Origin of the sequence: Legionella sp. PC997, from assembly GCF_014109825.1 — a bacterium.
In the GTDB taxonomy this organism is placed as follows: Bacteria; Pseudomonadota; Gammaproteobacteria; order Legionellales; family Legionellaceae; genus Legionella.
Window position 1 is genome coordinate 763,771 of the sequence record NZ_CP059576.1, and the last position, 19,077, is coordinate 782,847.

Consider the following 19,077-nt stretch of genomic DNA (forward strand, 5'->3'; position numbering starts at 1 on the left):
TCTCTATAAAAATATCCTTCCTCCGGGTGTTGTTGCACCCGGATACCTCCTCGTTTTATTCTTTCAGTTATGCTTTATAAGCCAAAAATGCTGCTGTGGTAGCGGCGGCAGCAATCACCACCAAGCCTGCAGTGACCGGTGTAAAAAAAACATAGGGGTTTTCAGTTCGTTCTATCTTATTTTTGAGATCGTTTTTAACATCTATAATCTTTTCTTTTACTGAATTAATTCGGTTATTTGGATTGGTATTTTCAGTTAAGAGTGGTAGATATTGTTCCAAAAATATTGTATTGGCAGCACTTAATTCTTGAACTCGTTCATCGTCTTCTGAGTAAAATGATAAAGAACTGCGAGCAATTGCTTCAAAAACAATGGCACTAAAATGTAATTTATCCTGTTCACTCCAGTGTGATGCATCAGTTATTTTGGAGTTTAGTTGGTAACGAGAGGTAGGCGATTTATTTTCGAGATAATGATGAATTGCTTTGGCTAATTCATCCTCATCAGAAAGAATTTGTTCCATACAATCCAGACATTTAAGGAGGAAATTTTGTTCAAAAGTCATTTTTGGAGCTTCCCTGGCAAAAATACTAATATAAATATCTTTTGATTAAGGAGCAATGGGAAACCCTTCGAGATGGTCTTCTTGTCCATGAAATAAGCATATTTATGATTTAAATAGTTGATTTTAGAGTGACTGAATTTTCTTAACCTTTTGATAAATATATTAAAATAAGGAAAATTAGGTTTATGCAAAAAAATTGCTTATGAATGATCTTTCATACTATAATGCGGGTGGCTTTTTGTTTTTAAAATAACCAGATACACTCTTCAAAATTCAGTGCAGTAGCAATTTTATAATAAGATGTCACTGCTTTATTTAGGATTAGACTTAAGGGTATTCATGAAACTGTTAGCAACTATAGGGGCTTTTTTATTTTCCGGGATTATTTGGGCTACACCTCTTCATAATATAGTTGTATTTGGTGATAGTTTATCTGATAACGGTAATTTGTATAAATTTATGAAGTATCAATTACCCCCATCCCCACCTTATTTCGAAGGTCGTTTTTCAAACGGACCTGTTTGGATCGAATATGTAATTGCTTCGTACTTCCCTGAAAACCCTGCGGGACATTTATTAGATTATGCTTATGGTGGTGCTGGTGTGTCTGAGGAAGAAGGGGCTGATGATGTTTTATTTACTTTAAGAAGAGAAGTAAATAATTATTTGATGGAGCATAATGATAAAGCGAGTGAAGACAGTCTTTTTGTAATATGGATAGGCTCAAATAACTATCTTGCTTTTCCATCTGATACCGAACAAACATTGCATGATGTGCATTCAGGAATTGTACACAGCATCCATCGATTAGTAGAAAAAGGGGCGAAACATATTTTAGTGGTTAATTTGCCAGATTTAGGACGCACTCCCGCTGCAATTGAATTCGGTTCAATTAACGAAATGACTTATTATGCTCAAGAGCATAATAATATGTTAAATAAGTCCATTGAGGAATTCAAACAAAAATACCCCGATGTAGAGTGGTTATACTATGATTTGCATCAGGCATTTGAAGAAGTCATGATGCATCCTCAAGATTATGGATTCACCAATATCACGGGCACTTGCGTTAATTCTGTAGTGGATGAGATAACCAAAAAATCGGTTTTAAAAATGGCGGCAGCCGTCAAAAATAAAATTGCGCCGGATGCATGTAACGGTTATTTGTTTTTTGATTTAGTACATCCAACTGCCTTAGCGCACCAAATTCTGGGAGAAAAAGCCAGAATAATGTTGGATCAATCGGGTATAGAATTAACAGATTAACTCGCCTTTAATTTATCTGGATGCAGCATATTTCCCTATGTTGTATCAAGGATAAATTGAGCTAGGAACATGTATTAGGATGATATGAAAAATAGTACAAGGATAGTTTTAATATTTTTTTTGGTATGTTCAGCTGCTTTTGCAGACAAACTAACCATCAAGGTAGAGGGCAAGAGTATCGATTTGCCTTATTGGCCCGCCAAGAAAGAAAAATATGGCGCAGTGCTCTTAGTAAATGGAGGAGCACAGCCACAATCTACCCTTCTGTTAGATAATCTGGCAAATGAATTAGCACAAAATGGATGGCAGGTTGTATTACTCAATTATAAAAGCAGTACTGCTGTAGCCTGGATCAAACAATTTCCGGAAGTGGTCACGACTTTGCGGAATCAAAAAAACATGCGTATAGTGGTCGTCCACTATGGGGAACAATTAAAAGAAACATTTGATTATCTTGAAAAACCCCCCGTTCCTGAAATTGAAGGATTGGTCTTGTTATCCGCATACGATATTCCTCCATTTAAAAATAAAAAACCTAAATTAAATATGCCCGTCTTTGATATTGTTGCTCAGTTTGATTTTGATTTGACAAAAGAAGACATGGCAGCAAGGAAAAAAGAATTTGGCCCGGATAAAAACAATTATTTAGCTTTAGAGATACCCGGTGCCCATCATGATTACGAATACAGTAAACAACTTCTCTTTTCATTTATTCATGGATGGATGGTAAAGTTGCCCAAGTTTCACCCTAAATCCCCTCCCGTGATGTACTCCTATTTAGGGCCGATCACCCCTTTTTTAAAAGATTCGGCTTTTAACTGACCCTGAAGATTTCTTTTGGTGCACTTTATTTCGATGAAGTTACCAGCCTTTACTGGTGCAAATTAACTCATAAGCTTTCACTATTTTCTGGGTTTTTTCATTGGCTATCTTAATCATTTCTTGGGGTAAACCTTGGGCAATTAATTTGTCCGGATGATTACGACTTAACAAACGCCTATAAGCCTTTTTTACTTCTTGTTTGGTGGCATTTGGCGATACCTCCAAAAGAGCATAGGCATAATCCATATTGGTTTTACTGGGTTGGTAATTGTATCTACTGTAGGATGAATACGAGTGAGACGACGAGGAGGATTGTTGGGATTGTTGCTTCCTGTCATCGGGTGCTTCCGAGGAATAACTGGTACCAAAATCTTCATAAAAACGATATTGTCTGTGCAGTGGTGCAAAATCGAGTTTCGAAAAAATTTTATCTAATATTTGGATTTTCTTTGTCCCAAGTCCATCTGCTTGGGCGGCGCGATACTGAATATCAATAAACAATCGTAACAAGTCACGATTATCCTTACAGACCTTCTTTAATTGTGCAAGCGCTTCATCTAAGTTAAATTGGGGTTTTTTGCCATCATTAAATAATTGTTTTGCCCGAGTTTTTTGTTCACTACTTAAACGCATTTCGTCCATAAAAAGACGCGCCATGTCTAGTTCATGTTCCGAAACACGTCCATCCGCTTTGGCCAAATGTCCCATAATGGAAAAGGTGGCTTCGAAAAAAACATTTTGAATTGCTTTACGTTTTTCGGTGTAATACAGCCAATTAGGATTGGAAAAATAATTGTATAAACCCCGATCAAAGAAATTACCCACCAAAAGACCAAAGATAGCCCCTGTAGGACCGTCGATTAAATAGCCAAAAAATGCGCCAATAATCTTCCCCCACCACGTTGATACAATAAAAAAGTCTCGAAGAGACATTACAAAGGATTCCTTATATTTAGTACGTTAAATTGATTTTATCGCTTTATACCACACTTTAAGTATATACTGTCGGTTTTTGGGTTTGGTTTTATATGCGATTTTTTTACTCTTTTTTGATGTATTTGCTAAGTCCTTTTTTAATCATTCGTTTATGGTGGAAAGGAAGAAGCTTACCTTCATATAGGGAGCGTATATCCGAACGTTTTTTTCTTGGAAAGCATGATTATAAACCTTTTGATGTTTGGATTCATGCGGTATCTTTGGGTGAAGTAATTGCCGCCATCCCCTTGATTGATGCCCTATTGGAAAAAAACTGGTCCGTATTGGTCACTACGATGACTCCAACGGGTTCAGAGCGGGTGCAAGCACGCTTTGGTAATAAGGTCACTCATCAATACATACCCTATGATCTTCCTTGGGTGCTCAAACGCTTCTTTAAACAAACTCAGCCGCGTGTTGGTGTGATTATGGAGACAGAGTTATGGCCAAATTTAATTTATGAAGCTCGGGCAGCACAGGTGCCACTGTTACTAGCTAATGCACGGATATCTGATGATTCCTTGAATGGATATAAAAAGATTAAATTTTTAATTAAACCTATTTTGAATCAATTCTCTGCCATTTTGGCGCAAGGTGAAGAGGATGCCAGACGTTATATCACTCTAGGTGCAAGAAAAGAGATAGTACATGTCTTAGGGAATATGAAATTTGATCTGCAAACCAATAAGATAGACAGCGAACGTTTTAGCGATTTAAAAAGTCACTGGGGCGCAGAGCGAGTGGCTGTGATTGCTGCAAGTACTCACGAGAACGAAGAAATGCAGATTTTATCGCATTTAAAACGATTGCAACAAGCAATCCCTGGGGTCGTTTTATTAATCGCGCCTCGTCACCCTGAACGGTTCCAAGCGGTTTATCACTTATGCCTGCAATCAGGATTTAAAACGGGATTACGCTCGGATCTAAAATCCTTAAGTCCCGAAAACGAAATTGTTGTATTAGACAGCTTGGGTGAGCTTTTAGGTTTATATCAAATTAGTAATTATGCTTTTGTAGGCGGAAGCCTAGTTCCTGTAGGTGGGCATAATGTCTTAGAACCCATTGCGATGGGAGTACCGGTATTAAGTGGAAATCACATTCATAACTTTAAAGCCATTTGCGATGAATTACAGGCGGCTGAGGGAATCATGTTGGTGGATCAAGCAAATGCAGTGATTGATGGAATTATTAAACTGCATACACAGTCCGAGCTCCGTCAACAGATAATTCAAAATGCAACTGCCATTTTTGAGAAAAATAAAGGTTCAGTAGTACGGCATTTACAGCAAATCGAAGGGCTCATTTAGGTTCAATGTTCCGTTCAAGTCACCCTGAAAGGATCTATCCATCCAATTAATTCTAAACGTTGTTTTGAGATGGATTCTTGCGTGCGAGGAAATGACATGAATTTGAGGTGAATGTCATGAATTTGTGTATAACGCCTTATTGTTATAAATAGAGAGCATTAGACCTTTGTATCAAGAAAGGAACTTATGTATCAAATTCGGAAAGACCTAAGGTCTCCGAACTAACGTCTTTGCGTTGGGGTAGGAATTCAGGTAATAGAACTCGAATAAATGGTATTGAATTTTGAAGAGGCCTCTTCTTTGCAGAAGAGGAGGTCTTTCAAATTAAGAACCTTGATTTTGTTTTTCTTTAATCTCTGACAAGGTCTTACAATCAATACATAAAGTGGCTGTAGGTCTTGCTTCTAAACGTTTGAGGCCGATTTCGATACCACATGCTTCGCAATAACCAAAATCTTCATTTCGCAAACGCTCTAAAGCATCCTCAATCTTCTTAATCAATTTACGCTCACGATCACGCGTACGTAATTCAATACTGAATTCTTCTTCTTGACTGGCTCTATCTGAAGGATCTGGAAAATTAGCCGCTTCATCTTTCATGTGCGTCACGGTACGGTCGACTTCTTCCATCAACGATTGACGCCAAGCTAGCAATATTTTTTCAATATGTGCTAACTGCTTTTCATTCATATATTCTTCACCAGGGGCTTCCTTATAGGGGGTGATTCCCATACTACCTATCGCGTCGTTTTTCACGTTGTGTCGTCTCTCATTGGTTTTATCAATTAATTGCTCGGTCATTTTTAGCCTCCGTTCCCATGTACAACTTTGGGTTTACAGAAAGCGGTTAGGTATACCAAAAAACGATTGTATCATCAATAAAATTATCGCCAACCCCCACTTACTCTGTCATTTCCCTGTATATCTTGCCAACATTGTACGTTCTTATATTGTAATTCATTAAGTATAGTTTGTACTTTTAACTTTTGATCATACCCGTGTTCTAGCAAAATCAGACCATCCGGTAACAGGTACTCATAACCTTGTTTAATAATACATTGTAGATCAGCTAAACCTTCTTGACTACTCACTAAAGCATTTCTTGGTTCAAAACGTAAGTCACCTTGGTGTATATGGGGATCCTGTTCTGAAATATAAGGCGGATTCGCAAGCAGTGCATGATATTGGCGTCGAGGGATAGTACTAAACCAATTGGATAAATGAAACGTTACATTCTTTATCTCATGGCGTTGTGCATTTTCTTGTGCAATATTTAAAGCTTCTGCACTGATGTCCGTCGCGATGATGTGCCAAGCGGGTCGCTCTTTAGCGAGAGCCAAGGCGATTGCTCCGCTGCCAGTTCCTAGATCAAGGACATAGGTATCTGGGCGATTGGGAATAAGCTCCAAGGCTAATTCCACTAATCGTTCGGTTTCATGTCGTGGAATTAAGGTATGCTCATTAACTTTTAAATTCAGGGACCAGAATTCGCGTTCACCAATGAGATAGGCAATGGGAACTCCTTGGGCTCTTTGGACTATTAAATTTTGAAAGAATTCCCATTGTTCTGAAGTAAGTAATTCTTCAGGATGTGCAAACAGGTAAGTCCTGGTTTTTTTTAAAGTGTGACACAGTAAAATCTCAGTTTCCAGATCCGGGGTTTTTCCCAGGGCAGAACGAATATTAATCATTTCGTCCCAGCTCTGCGAGTAATTCGGCATGGTACTCGCGTTTTAATGGTTCGATTACTAATGCTAAATTTCCTTCCATCACGTCATTGAGTTGATAGATGGTTAAGTTAATCCGATGATCCGTCAAACGTCCCTGAGGATAGTTATAAGTACGAATTCGCTCCGAACGATCGCCTGTTCCCACCAATGATTTGCGAGTTTGTGCTTGTTCTTTCTTTTGTTTGCTTTGTTCTGCGTCCAGCAAACGTGTTTTAAGTAACGACATTGCTTTAGCACGGTTTTTATGTTGAGAGCGCTCATCCTGGCATTCTACTACCACACCGGTTGGGATATGTGTAATCCGTATGGCAGAATCCGTTTTATTGACGTGCTGACCTCCAGCGCCCGAAGAACGATAGGTATCAATTCGCAAATCATCGGGATTAATTTGAATGTCGTCAATCTCATCTACCTCGGGCATAATAGCTACCGTGCACGCGGAGGTATGTACCCGACCTTGAGATTCGGTTTCAGGAACACGTTGCACACGATGAGCCCCAGATTCAAATTTAAGTTGCGAGTACACAGCATTACCACTAATACGGACGATGATTTCTTTATATCCACCGTGCTCGCCATGGCTGGCACTGATTAACTCTTGTTGCCAACCTTTTCCTTCTGCATATCGACTATACATCCGATAAAGATCTCCTGCAAAAATTGCGGCTTCATCACCGCCTGTTCCTGCTCGGACTTCGAGATAAATATTACGTTCATCATCTGGATCTTTAGGTATTAAATGCCACTGTAATTGTTCATCAAGCTCTTCTATTTGTTGTTGAGCTTCTACTAACTCTTCTGAAGCCATAGAAGCCAGCTCTTCATCCTCTCCCTCGAGTAATTCGTTCAATGAGGACAAGTTATTTTTGGCCTCAACATAGGTGGCATAACATGTTGCTACGGGTTCTAGCTGCGCATATTCTTTCGAAAGAGTTTTAAACTGATTCTGATCTGCAATAACGGATGCTTCAGATAACAAGCGACCCACTTCTTCATACCGCTCAAGCATTTGTTGCAGTTTGAGTTCAAGAGATTTCTTCATAGGATGACTGATGTGTTGTAGTATTAAAAAGATATTGTGCCAAAGTAAATAAATCTTCCCGGCCATCTTTAGCGATTTGCCTTAAACCTGCAGTAGGGTTGTGGGTAAGTTTATTAACCAAGCGTTCGCTAAATTCATTTAAAACGACCTGCTGACATTGTCCTGCAGAAAGTTTTTTCAAAGCACGTTGCAACTCTTTTTGAGCCAAGTCTTGCATTTGACTGCGATAATCACAAATGACTTTTTTGGCTTTAAGTGAGCGATGTTTGCGGATGTATTTATTCAATTCTTCATCGATTAAGTGTTCCGCATGTAATGCGGCATTGCGTCTTTCTTCCATCCCTTTATTGATCATGAATTGCAAATCATCAATGTTATAAAGTTGGATTGGTCCCAATTCCTTAATGTTTTCTTCTACATCGCGGGGAACGGATAAATCCAAAAAAAACATGGGTGCATGATTTCTTTGATTTAATGCCTCTTCGACCAAACTTTTATTAAGAAAATGAATTGGACAGTTTGTGGCAGAAACAATCACATCTGCTTGAGGTAAATATTCAGCAATATCAGTGATAGGTATGGTTTTTCCATTAAACGAGGTTGCAAGTTTTTCTGCATTTTCTAGGGTTCTACTTGCAACCATAAACCGTTCAACACCTTGTTGACGCAAGTATTTAGCAACTAAAGAAGCAGTTTCACCTGAACCAATTAAAAAAACATTAAGCGATTTGTAGTCTGTAAAAATCTGGCCTATTAATTGTACAGCAGCATAGGCAATTGAAACGGGATTTGTTCCAACCCCACTTTCCGTTCGTATTCGCTTTGAAGCACTAAAAACATATTCAAAAATTGGACGTAATTCTGTTTTTATCGCACCGAGGTTGCAAGCATGCTGGTAAGCTTGTTTCATTTGCCCAAGAATCTGGGGCTCTCCAATCATCATAGAGTCTAAACCACTGGCAACACGTAATAAATGCTTGATTCCTTGATGGCCTTTATGCACATAAAAAAATGGGGATAACGAATCTAGTGGTAATTGATGTTCCTTGGTAAGCCAATGGGCAATTACTTGTGGGTCTTGGGTGTTGCAATATATTTCTGTGCGATTACAGGTCGATAAAATAGCCGCTTCATTTACTCCTGGAAGTTTTAACAAGCTATGAAGCAAGGAATCCTGGGTAGCCGGAGATAAGGCGACTTTTTCACGCACGTTTATTGGAGCAGTTTTATGATTTAGCCCGCAAGCAACAAACACCATAGGATATAAATTATTTGAATATGAATTATTGAGTTAATCGTGGAATTGTAAACGATTAGGCAGTAAATTTGTAGGGGCCTACTGTCTTATTTCTTATTTTGATTCTAAGTAAAGGATTCTATAACCTCAATGAGGTGCAGTATAGCCAGCTTATGGCTGTATTTCCCGCTTAATAAAAAAAAACTTAATTGTAAAATTAAAGTACATATTTATTCTGCCGCTAACAAGAATAGAGGGTTTTATACAAAATCCCAAGTATGGGGAGAGCATCATGGATATTATCCTGCAGGGCGAACATAGTGGCGAAGAAGCAGCAAAAAGCTTGGCACGTGTATTAGAATTATTTAAAGATCGATATCATATCGCTGGATTTCGGGAGATTCATTTAACGGTCACGTTAATTGATGAACAGGGTGATGATGTTGAATTGGTTGATAGCGAATCGAATCAGGCGTATCGTATTTTTGAGGTTTATAGACAAGGTTATGAACTAAACGGTAAGAAGGGTACACCGGTATTACAATTAATTGTAGATAACACGCGCCCTCGATAAAGGAGTAGCTTATGTTTTTGGCAATTATCGCCATTATTCTCACATTGATTCTGGTTGTTGGAATACATGAGGGGGGGCATGCATTAGTAGCCCGTATATTTTCAGTAAAAATCAAAAAAATTTCTATCGGTTTTGGGAAGCCGTTATTAGTTTGGCAAAGTCGAAGTGGTTGTGAATGGGTATGGGCCTTTTTTCCATTAGGTGGTTATGTTCAATTAGAAAATACGCGGATTAGTCCTGTAGATCCTAAAGATCATTCCGTATGTTTTGATAAAAAACCAATTTGGCAGCGTATTCTTATTTTATTAGCGGGAGCGGTAGCTAATCTGATTACCGCCTGGTTTGCTTTTATCCTGGTGTATAGCATAGGCCTTACCTATACGATGCCAGAAATCAAAGAAGTACTTCCCAACAGTACTGCAGCACAAAAAGGAATGCTTCCTGGGGACAAATTCAAATCAATTAACGGTTCTGCTACTCCGACTTGGAGCGATGTGGGAATGAGTTTGGTAACTCTTTGGGGAAAGGATAATATTCCAGTTACGCTGATTCGGGCTGATGGTCAAGAGTCAAATACCACACTTGACTTAAGCCATCAGCAGTTTCATGGGACAAAAATATCTTTATTGACGGAATTAGGAATTAAACCGAATTTATCTGCACCAAAAAATACATTGCGGGCATCATCCCTTATGGATGCCATACATAAAACGAATGCATTTATGGGGAACATGGTTTATTTTTTTCTGATGATATTGAAACAATTACTGACCGGAGTGATCCCTTTTTCAGTCTTATTAGGACCCTTAGGTATTTTTGCAGCGTCAGTGGCTTCACTCACCCAAGGAATGGTGGTTTTTCTATTCTTCATAGCCAGTTTAAGTTTGGCGGTTGCAGTAGTTAACCTATTCCCTATCCCTGGTTTGGATGGAGGCTCTATAGTGTATGCGCTCATTGAAAAAGTTCGTGGAAAAGCGGTCTCTGTACCTATGGAACTTTTATTGCATCGATTGGCATTTATAATATTTTGTGTCTTGTTGGTCCATTTAATAATGAATGATCTGCAGCGAATCTAAATTATTTTCGATCTAGCTATTGCTCATGGGTGATTTACTTTCTCCTTGGAGGCCAATTACAATTGAGCACTTTAGATAAAAATGGGACAAATCATGTATCGAAAATTGCAAAAAGAAGAGCCAGTCGAACGGCAAACATCAAGTTATAAGCGTTTTTTTTCGACAGAAAAAAAGAAAAAAGGAGAATGTGATAGGATTCAAATTAAGATTGAAAATACTCACTTAAATATTGATAGAGGTAGCTTTGAAGGCAGTATTGGAGCAGCAGAAGAAGCAATTCAATCTTTTGCAGATCACCATGAGATATCCTATAAATCTCTTGGACATGGTAATGCAACATTGATTGTTCAAGGAATGGAGCATGGCATTACACCCTATGGTATTGATATTTCCATGATGTTGAAATTTTGTAATATTGATGAGTCACAATTAACCCAGAAACTGGATATATAATAAAACCTTCAGCTCTTATCCGAGGTCCAGCAGCTTGACCTCGGAATCCAAAAGCATTGCTCTACAATCCTGGAAACCGCGGGGAGTAGACTAAGAGGGGCACTAAAGTGGCAGCGAAACCCTGGATCCGGATTTTTATAATTTACCCACCGTACGTGCACAGCACCATACATCTACCAGTTTTACTCCCGACTTTTTTAAAGTCAATGCCAGCTCATTTGCAGTGCTTCCGGTCGTTAAGAGATCATCAATAATTGCTACATGATGCCATGGAAGTTTTTTTGTTTTAAACGCATGGCGTAGATTTCTTTGTCGGTGTTCTCCATCAAGACTTGCCTGAGGTTCTGTATTAATGATTTTTTGGCAACTGGTTAAATCATAGGGTAACTGGAGTTTTTTGGCGAGTAAACGAACTAAAACGGCAGCATGATTAAATCCACGTGCCTTGATCCGTTGCGGATGCATGGGGACTGGGATTAAACATTGGGGCTTCGTTTCATGACCGAGAGAATTCACAATCAAGTGACTTAAAAAAGAACCCAGATAAAGACCATTATGGTATTTAAATTGATGCAAAAGACTACGCAGTGGCTCTTCAAAAATGTAATGAATAATTGTTCGATCGAAATAAGGAGTTTTTTTAATACAGCGACCGCAGACTAACAGATGCGTATCAGGTAAAGGATAAGCGCAGTAATGACACGCAGGGCCTAAACGAGTCAGGAGCTCAATACACGCGTTGCATACCGCCATTTTGCAATTATGAAATTGGTTGCATAGAGCACATATTGAGTACAAGCGTAAACTTTGTGTTAAACTCCATATTTTCTGGCGCACGAGCGTTGGAATCCATTAATTTTTTCCTGGTTTTATAATGGCTGTTATCTACGAAATTAGCAAGGCATTTAATCAACATGCCGCTGAATATGAACGTACTGCTAAGGTACAACAAGAAATTGGAGTACGGTTACTCGATCGATTACAGTATTTGAATATGAAGCCGCAGCGTATTCTTGACCTAGGATGTGGGCCGGGCTTTTTTTCTTATGAATTGAGTAAAATGTATCCAAAGTCCCAAGTTATTGGTTTGGATTTGGCTCAGCTTATGTTAATCCAGGCACAAAAAAAACAAGGTTGGCGACGCAAATGGCCTTTAGTAGCAGCAGATATGTTGCATATGCCATTTGTTACAGGCACATTTGATTTAATCTTTGCCAACCAAGTTATTCACTGGGGCGGTCCTTTGCAGCGAGTTTTTCGAGAATTGAATCGAGTCATGAATGCCAATGGATGTTTGATGTTTACTACCTTGGGACCAGATACCTTTAAAGAATTGAAACATGCCTGGTCCGGAGTAAATAAGTATGCTCATGTGAATGAGTTTGCCGACATGCATGATGTAGGGGATTTCTTAATGTCAGAGCATTTTTTGGAACCAGTGGTCGATATGGAAGTATTGGCAGTGCATTATGAAACATTGCCCCAGTTATTACATGCTTTAAAAGCTCAAGGAGTAATCAATATTAATCCGCAACGAAACCAAGGTTTAACCGGGAAAACAGCTTGGCAACAATTCGAACAAAATTATTCTACCCAGCAAACTGCTAATGGAAAGTATCCATTGACCTATGAAGTCGTGTACGGACATGCCTGGAAGGGAGAACAAAGAAAGACAGAACTCGGGGTTGAAACCATGATCCCTATTTCACAGATAATAAGACGCAAGAGCTAAATATCTATTTTTTCTTAATTGCTTGATATTCTTGTAATGCTCTTTTCCTTGCTAGATTATGATCTATTATTGGTAGAGGATAATCTTGGCCTAGAGTGATGGGTAACTCATTTTGAGGGGCTTCCCAAGGTTTGTGAATCCATTTATTGGGAACCTGCGTTAATTCCGGTATCCATGTTTTAACGTATTTACCGAGGGGATCGAATTTTTCTCCTTGGAGTATGGGGTTGAAAATACGAAAGTAAGGTGCGGAATCAGTCCCTGTTCCCGCTATCCATTGCCAACTGGTGGAATTGTTTGCTAAATCAGCATCAAGAAGTGTGTACCAAAACCATTTAGCTCCTTCTCGCCAATCGATTAATAAATCTTTAACCAGGAAAGAGGCAACAATCATTCGTACTCGGTTATGCATGTAGCCGGTCCTCCATAATTCCCGCATCCCCGCATCGACAATTGGAAATCCGGTTAAGCCTTGCTGCCAGAGTTTGAGTTGTTTCTTATTTTTTTGCCATGAAAAAGCATTGAACTCTTGACGAAAATTTTCATGAGGTAAATTCGGAACATGGTAAAGTAAATGATAGGAAAACTCTCTCCAACCTAGTTCTGTTTGAAAGCATTCCACCGAACTTAAATTATATTTTTTTTGAAACTGGATTTGTTCGATTGCTCTCCATATTTGCCAAGGGCTGATTTCACCAAAATGTAAATGGGGTGATAGACGGGAGGTACCTTCTTGACTCGGTTCGTCACGAGATTTTTTATAATTTTGTAAGTGATTTTGAATAAAAAAATCCAGCTTTTTCTGGGCTCCAAGCTCACCGGGTTCCCAAAACTCATGAAATTCTTTTGCCCAATCAGGTTTTTTAGGTAAGAGGTTCCATTCGGCTAGATTTTCTGAACTTGTGTTAAGGCTATTAGGCCAATTATGAATTACAAGATAATTGGGTAGTTCAATTTGCTGTAAACATTGTTTCCAAAATGGGGTAAACACTTTAAAGTACTCGCCGCTTTTATTTTTGATAGTCCACGGCTCATTAAGCAAACTCCCGTTGAACGAGGTGACTTTTATACCTAAGGTAGTCAACTCATTCTTAATGTGTTTATCCCGTGCAATACGTGCTGGCTCATAACATCGATTCCAATAAATCTCAGTAATTGCATGGTGTTCGATGAGTTTTTTTAAAATCTGTAATGCATTTCCTTTTTTAAAGCATAGCTTCAGACCCTGTTTTTTTAATTCATTTTGCAAACTAGCGAGGCTATGATGTAGCCACCAACCTTGAGATCCACCAATTAATTCGTCGAGGTCTTCTAAAATGTAAAGAGGTATGATCGTGCGATTATTTTTACACGCTGTATACAATGCTGGATTATCATGACAGCGCAAGTCTTGACGAAACCATACAATTGCAATTGACATTCCTGATTCCTTTTAGGCATGGATTAACTTGAAATGACGGTAATTATTCGCTTTAACATTACTTTAGCAATATAACTGAATTTTACTAACTATCCAGTTTACTACGTTCGTGTAATTGTTGGGTTAAGTCAATCAATGCAAGTGCTTTCTGATCAAATATTTTGAGCGCATCGAATGCAATTTGATAATGCGCGTTAATTTCTTCTTCCAATTTACTTTTTGAATATAAGGTGGCAAATGTGGTTTTTTGGTTTGCCAAGTCAGAAGAGCGGCCTTTACCCAAGTCTGCAGGAGCATAATAATCTAAGTAGTCATCTTGCATTTGAAACACCAGACCTAAATGACTGGCATAAGTCCTTAAAGCAACTTGATGTACTTTGGATACTGTATGGGCATTTAGGACCATTTCAATGCACGCTAAAATAAGTCGACCCGTTTTAAGATAGTGGATTTCTCTCAGTTGTTTTTCGCTAGTAGAAGATTTCGCTAATTCAGACAAATCTAGGCTTTGTCCACTCACCATACCGCTAATGCCGCTAGCTTTAACCAGTTCAAGAGTCACCGCAATAACTTGTTGGGGTTCAATTAGCGGAGAAAGATGGGTCAAGAGAACTTCAACTGCCAAGGGTTGCATGCCATCACCGGCTAAAATGGCTGTTGCCTCATCAAAGGCTTTATGACAGCTCGGTTTACCACGACGCAAATCATCATTGTCCATAGCAGGAAGATCATCATGAATTAAAGAATAACAATGCGTTAATTCAATTGCGGCAGCAATAACATCGAGAATTTTTAGATCCAGATCCAGCAACTCTCCAGTTAAATAGACTAAAATAGGTCTAATTCTCTTTCCACCGGTGAACAGGGAATAATTAATTGCAGAACGTATCGTTGTGGCAGGTACAGAAGAGTTATTGATTATTTGTTTGAGAAATTCTTCATGCCGTTTTATGTAATTACTTATCACTTAATTGTTCATCCGAGCTGGGTTCTGCCGAGGTTAATGTTTCTATTTTCTGTTCGGCTTTTTGTAGCACATCCTGACAACTTCTAGCTAGGCTAATTCCTTTCTCAAATTGTTTCAGTGAGTCTTCTAAAGAGAGTTCGCCTTTTTCTAGTTGCCTGACAATTTCCTCTAGTTCCGTAATCGACTGCTCAAAATGCATACCTTGGCTCATAGATTTTGTCCTGATTGTGCAAAATGTACTGATTATACTGAGTTGTACTCAGGATTCAATGTCAGTAAATTAATTTTATTTGACTTGGATTTCCGGGTTACTTCGCTGCACCTAGTCTACCTCGGAATCGAGCGAGTGAAGATTCGATAGACGAAATCGTGTATATTAAACAGCAACCGAATTAGATGGAATAAGTATGAAAACGAAAACCCAATTTGTATGCAGTCAATGCGCCGCAATTTTTAAGCAATGGGCCGGACAATGCACGCAGTGTGGGGTATGGAATTCTATTGCTGAAGAAGGGATGCCGGTCAATAAAAATTCGCGCAGCGGTTCTTGGGTGAATCAACGTTCGGTAATCACTGCTGTAGAAGATGTAGTTATGGATAAAGAAGTACGCATGGATTGTGGTTTATCCGAATTGAACAGAGTCCTTGGTGGCGGTTTAGTTTATGGCTCTGTAGTTCTGATCGGGGGAGATCCGGGTATAGGTAAATCCACTTTGTTACTGCAAACTTTGGCAAATCTCTCCATGCAGGAAACCGTTTTATATGTCACTGGTGAAGAATCCTTACAGCAAGTAGCGATGCGTGCCAAACGCCTGGGATTGCCTTTGGCCGGTTTGAGGCTTTTAGCGGAGACACAGGTTGAATCAATTATTGCTCATGCCCAAAAAGAAAGTCCCAAAGTTATTGTTATCGATTCCATTCAAACAATTTTTACGGAAAATATAAGTTCTGCTCCAGGAGGAGTAAGCCAGGTACGTGAGTCGGCCGCTCAATTGGTTCGTTTCGCGAAGCTAACCCAGACCGCAGTGTTTCTAGTTGGACATGTAACGAAGGAAGGCGCTTTAGCCGGTCCACGAGTTTTGGAGCATATGGTAGACAGCGTTTTGTATTTTGAAGGTCAAAGTGACAGCCGGTTCCGAGTCATTCGTGCCATTAAAAATCGTTTTGGTGCAGTCAATGAGCTGGGTGTGTTTGCAATGACGGACAAGGGTCTAAAAGAAGTGGCCAATCCTTCAGCGATTTTTTTATCGCGTCAACCAGAGCCTACTGCAGGTAGTGCAGTGATGGTTACTTGGGAAGGGTCGCGTCCAATGCTGGTAGAAGTTCAAGCGCTAGTGGATGAAGCGCATGGGCAGCAATCCAAACGTGTAACAGTTGGACTTGAGTCCAATCGCTTGGCTATTTTACTGGCTGTTTTACATCGACATGGAGGAATTGCTACCTACGATCAAGATATTTTTATTAATGTAGTAGGGGGTGTGAAAGTGACGGAAACAGGATCTGATTTGGCTTTATTAGCCGCCGTAGTGTCGAGTTTACGTAATCGAATTTTTGATCGGGAAACCATTATCTTTGGGGAAGTTGGATTGGCCGGTGAAATTAGACCCGTACAAAGTGGACAAGAACGATTAAAAGAAGCAGCAAAACATGGTTTTAAACGAGCAATAGTGCCTTTTGCCAATGCACCCAAACAGCAAAACTCGTCAATGCTGATCGAACCCGTTAAATATTTACACGAAGTTTTGGAAAAAATGTAATTCTACAATAGAAGCCTGAGTGCGCGCACTTGGGTTACGGCTTGGCCTGCACCTAAACCATACGCTTGGATCTCATTCCTATATGTAACGTTTCAAGAATTTATGACATGATGGGTGAATAAAGTCTTTACCTTTTTTGATGCAATCAACGATAGGAGCAATGATGACTTTTCCAGCCAAGCTAAAATTTGATTTTATGGATATGCTAACCCGCAACAAAATTTCGTTTAGTCAGGGGTGGACGAATTTTATGGGCAACGTACGTAATCCCTCTGCCGTAGTTGTTGATGTAGACAAAAAAGCACAAGTCCAATTAATCATGAAAGAACTAGCCCGGATGAATAAGGACCGGACTCCTAAAGATAAAATTACCTTAAGAGTGACTGCCGGTTGGGAAGATAAAGATAAAAGCTTGAGCTGTTGTTTATTTCCGTGGTCCAAAGTCCAAGCAGCAGAATATGGTAAAGGCAGTTTCTCTTTTTCAGAAGTGGTAGGAGGAAGAGCATCGCCTGAAGGTGAAGGCACCGACATTATTCTTCGTTTTAAAAAGAAATTTCACAAAGCCAAAGTTCTGGGTCCTCTTCATACGAAACCAGCATGGCTAAATCCCAACAATCCAATTCATCAACTTCAAGCTTTTTTGGTTGAAGTAAGTGCTGGAATGCAAATAGCTGAATATGCGGAATTTTTGCGCAAAAATAATTTATCTTCTTCGACATTGAGTATGTTGAGTTGGGCAAGTTTGATTGGACTACTTGGGCCTGGAGGACATGGTACTGGCCGAGATGAACCGGCAGTAAGTAGCTTGATTGAATCAATCGAAGTGTGTGATATGGATGGGAACATTCGTGAGCTCACTCCCGAGCATCCTGATTTTCACACGTTGCGTGCTGCACATAGCGGTTTTCTAGGCGTTATTCTTAGTGTCAAAATGCGCGCGGTACAGGCTTACAATTTGCGTGAAACAATTGCAGTATTTCACAATACCGAAGAGATGAAGGGCAAGCTGGGGGATATATTAAGGAATAATCACTACGTGAGTGTTATGGGAATGCCAAGCTCTTCCCCTCTGGGTGAAAACGTTCATCAGTGGCAAGTGCGTATGTGGAATTACACTACGGATAAACCCACTCAAAAAAGTCAACCCACCTATTCACCAACAATTACATCTTTTGTTCAAGAGTTGGGATTAAGATTGGGTGAAGATTTAATGGACTTTTTGGTTAATTCGGAGTTAAAAGGTTTATTACCCGAGTTTATGTTAATTGCTGCAGCTCAGTCGATTGAGGAACGTGGAACAAAACCTATAGTCGATTTTGAAAATCATCTCACTCATCCTCAAGTCGCTTTCCCCGAAAAATTACGTGATGTGGATTATTTTATTCCTGTCCAAGATGATAAAGCGGGGGAACATTTAGAGGCTATTTTGCACCAAATCGAAAATCAAGTTATTAAGGCATCGAGGCTTGGGGAATATCCGATAACCTATGCAGTCTATGTTCGTTATCTGAAAGGGACTAATGGGGGATTGTCCCCAACCGGTACGAGTAGTCCTGATGAACATATTATTGCTTTAGATGTAGTCACTCACCCCCAAACACCAGGTATTGTACGTTTTGAAAAAGAATTTTTAGGGTTTTTGAAGGAACAAAAATTCGAAGTAAGAAATCATTTAGGAAAACAATTTCCCGCTGGGGTGATTCATTATTCTCAGTTTTTAGATTCGAAAAACATGAAAGAATTTATCGAAGCAGCGCAACGGTGGAATGCGACACCCAATAAAAATGACGGGGCAGAGCGTTTGGCTATGGCTCCTTTTAATACCAATTATTTCCAAGAAATGCTTGATTTAAGCCCGGCTTTGGAAGCTGAATTAAAGAATATGAGTATAAAAGAGGAACGTCTTCCCCACAAAGTGAAATCCATAGAATATACTAAAGAAGAATGTGTAAATTTTTTGATGCGTCTCTATGAGGTGGTAGATTTAATGCCAGTCCAGAGCGAGGCAGCAAAAAATGCCAAAACGATTTTTCTAAAGGCGTGTCAGAATGAATTAGAAAATCGAAGGATACGGGATTTGGTGATTTCTTAACGAGTCTTACAGTGTAGTCTTGGTGTTTTACACAGGCTACACTCTGACGATGGTAGGATAAT

19 protein-coding genes are annotated in these 19,077 nt (G+C 39.3%); 9 read left to right on the forward strand and 10 right to left on the reverse strand.

The window, feature by feature from the left end; all coding sequences use genetic code 11:
* Positions 1 to 67: 67 nt before the first annotated feature.
* Positions 68 to 565 (reverse strand): hypothetical protein, encoded by a 498-nt coding sequence (locus tag HBNCFIEN_RS03145; protein ID WP_182392638.1) that lies wholly within the window; start codon positions 563 to 565, stop codon positions 68 to 70.
* 339 nt (positions 566 to 904) lie between these two features.
* Between HBNCFIEN_RS03145 and plaA the strand changes: the two genes are divergently transcribed.
* Together plaA and HBNCFIEN_RS03155 are read left to right on the forward strand one after the other, a co-directional pair.
* On the forward strand, positions 905 to 1,831 hold the full coding sequence (gene plaA, locus HBNCFIEN_RS03150; protein ID WP_182392639.1) for a GDSL family lysophospholipase PlaA: 927 nt from the start codon (positions 905 to 907) through the stop codon (positions 1,829 to 1,831).
* 84 nt (positions 1,832 to 1,915) lie between these two features.
* Positions 1,916 to 2,653 (forward strand): alpha/beta hydrolase, encoded by a 738-nt coding sequence (locus HBNCFIEN_RS03155; protein ID WP_182392640.1) that lies wholly within the window; start codon positions 1,916 to 1,918, stop codon positions 2,651 to 2,653.
* A 39-nt stretch (positions 2,654 to 2,692) separates the two neighbouring features.
* On the opposite strand, the gene djlA is transcribed toward HBNCFIEN_RS03155, so the two are convergent.
* A complete protein-coding gene (djlA, locus tag HBNCFIEN_RS03160; RefSeq protein ID WP_182392641.1) occupies positions 2,693 to 3,586 on the reverse strand; it encodes a co-chaperone DjlA in 894 nt (297 codons plus the stop codon).
* A gap of 95 nt (positions 3,587 to 3,681) precedes the next feature.
* Here djlA and waaA point away from each other — a divergent pair, with 95 nt between their 5' ends.
* Positions 3,682 to 4,935 carry a lipid IV(A) 3-deoxy-D-manno-octulosonic acid transferase gene (waaA, locus tag HBNCFIEN_RS03165; RefSeq protein ID WP_182392642.1) on the forward strand — a complete coding sequence of 418 codons (1,254 nt, stop codon included), beginning with the start codon at positions 3,682 to 3,684 and terminating at the stop codon, positions 4,933 to 4,935.
* Between the two features lie 324 nt (positions 4,936 to 5,259).
* On the opposite strand, the gene dksA is transcribed toward waaA, so the two are convergent.
* From dksA to hemA, 4 genes are all read right to left on the reverse strand, one after another.
* A complete protein-coding gene (dksA, locus tag HBNCFIEN_RS03170; protein ID WP_031562609.1) occupies positions 5,260 to 5,736 on the reverse strand; it encodes an RNA polymerase-binding protein DksA in 477 nt (158 codons plus the stop codon).
* Between the two features lie 83 nt (positions 5,737 to 5,819).
* On the reverse strand, positions 5,820 to 6,626 hold the full coding sequence (gene prmC / locus HBNCFIEN_RS03175) for a peptide chain release factor N(5)-glutamine methyltransferase (protein ID WP_182392643.1): 807 nt from the start codon (positions 6,624 to 6,626) through the stop codon (positions 5,820 to 5,822).
* Complete coding sequence (gene prfA, locus HBNCFIEN_RS03180; RefSeq protein WP_182392644.1) at positions 6,619 to 7,707, reverse strand: peptide chain release factor 1; 1,089 nt, start codon at positions 7,705 to 7,707, stop codon at positions 6,619 to 6,621. Before prfA ends, prmC begins: the two co-directional genes overlap by 8 nt.
* Complete coding sequence (gene hemA / locus HBNCFIEN_RS03185) at positions 7,691 to 8,965, reverse strand: glutamyl-tRNA reductase (RefSeq protein WP_182392645.1); 1,275 nt, start codon at positions 8,963 to 8,965, stop codon at positions 7,691 to 7,693. The genes prfA and hemA overlap by 17 nt, the downstream gene beginning before the upstream one ends.
* A gap of 271 nt (positions 8,966 to 9,236) precedes the next feature.
* Between hemA and HBNCFIEN_RS03190 the strand changes: the two genes are divergently transcribed.
* The 3 genes from HBNCFIEN_RS03190 (at position 9,237) to HBNCFIEN_RS03200 (ending at position 11,047) form a co-directional block, all read left to right on the forward strand.
* Positions 9,237 to 9,518 carry a hypothetical protein gene (locus HBNCFIEN_RS03190; protein WP_182392646.1) on the forward strand — a complete coding sequence of 94 codons (282 nt, stop codon included), beginning with the start codon at positions 9,237 to 9,239 and terminating at the stop codon, positions 9,516 to 9,518.
* Positions 9,519 to 9,529: 11 nt separating this feature from the next.
* Positions 9,530 to 10,594, forward strand: coding sequence for an RIP metalloprotease (locus tag HBNCFIEN_RS03195; protein WP_182392647.1), 1,065 nt, complete (start codon positions 9,530 to 9,532; stop codon positions 10,592 to 10,594).
* 93 nt (positions 10,595 to 10,687) lie between these two features.
* Positions 10,688 to 11,047 (forward strand): hypothetical protein, encoded by a 360-nt coding sequence (locus HBNCFIEN_RS03200; protein WP_182392648.1) that lies wholly within the window; start codon positions 10,688 to 10,690, stop codon positions 11,045 to 11,047.
* Positions 11,048 to 11,182: 135 nt separating this feature from the next.
* Here the strand turns inward: HBNCFIEN_RS03200 and HBNCFIEN_RS03205 are convergent, their stop codons facing one another.
* Complete coding sequence (locus tag HBNCFIEN_RS03205) at positions 11,183 to 11,884, reverse strand: ComF family protein (protein WP_370530105.1); 702 nt, start codon at positions 11,882 to 11,884, stop codon at positions 11,183 to 11,185.
* A 37-nt stretch (positions 11,885 to 11,921) separates the two neighbouring features.
* Here HBNCFIEN_RS03205 and bioC point away from each other — a divergent pair, with 37 nt between their 5' ends.
* Entirely contained in the window at positions 11,922 to 12,779 is an 858-nt protein-coding gene (bioC, locus tag HBNCFIEN_RS03210; protein ID WP_182392649.1) for a malonyl-ACP O-methyltransferase BioC, read from the forward strand.
* A 4-nt stretch (positions 12,780 to 12,783) separates the two neighbouring features.
* Here bioC and HBNCFIEN_RS03215 read toward each other — a convergent pair whose 3' ends face one another.
* The 3 genes from HBNCFIEN_RS03215 to HBNCFIEN_RS03225 form a co-directional block, all read right to left on the reverse strand.
* Positions 12,784 to 14,199 carry a deoxyribodipyrimidine photo-lyase gene (locus HBNCFIEN_RS03215; protein ID WP_182392650.1) on the reverse strand — a complete coding sequence of 472 codons (1,416 nt, stop codon included), beginning with the start codon at positions 14,197 to 14,199 and terminating at the stop codon, positions 12,784 to 12,786.
* A gap of 85 nt (positions 14,200 to 14,284) precedes the next feature.
* Positions 14,285 to 15,166 (reverse strand): polyprenyl synthetase family protein, encoded by an 882-nt coding sequence (locus HBNCFIEN_RS03220; protein WP_182392651.1) that lies wholly within the window; start codon positions 15,164 to 15,166, stop codon positions 14,285 to 14,287.
* Positions 15,156 to 15,377 carry an exodeoxyribonuclease VII small subunit gene (locus tag HBNCFIEN_RS03225; RefSeq protein WP_182392652.1) on the reverse strand — a complete coding sequence of 74 codons (222 nt, stop codon included), beginning with the start codon at positions 15,375 to 15,377 and terminating at the stop codon, positions 15,156 to 15,158. The genes HBNCFIEN_RS03220 and HBNCFIEN_RS03225 overlap by 11 nt, the downstream gene beginning before the upstream one ends.
* Before the next feature lie 196 nt (positions 15,378 to 15,573).
* Here HBNCFIEN_RS03225 and radA point away from each other — a divergent pair, with 196 nt between their 5' ends.
* Both radA and HBNCFIEN_RS03235 read left to right on the forward strand, forming a co-directional pair.
* A complete protein-coding gene (gene radA / locus HBNCFIEN_RS03230) occupies positions 15,574 to 16,923 on the forward strand; it encodes a DNA repair protein RadA (protein ID WP_182392653.1) in 1,350 nt (449 codons plus the stop codon).
* A gap of 160 nt (positions 16,924 to 17,083) precedes the next feature.
* Positions 17,084 to 19,015, forward strand: a complete 1,932-nt coding sequence (locus HBNCFIEN_RS03235) for an L-gulono-gamma-lactone oxidase (protein WP_255464320.1) — start codon at positions 17,084 to 17,086, stop codon at positions 19,013 to 19,015.
* Positions 19,016 to 19,077: the final 62 nt, after the last annotated feature.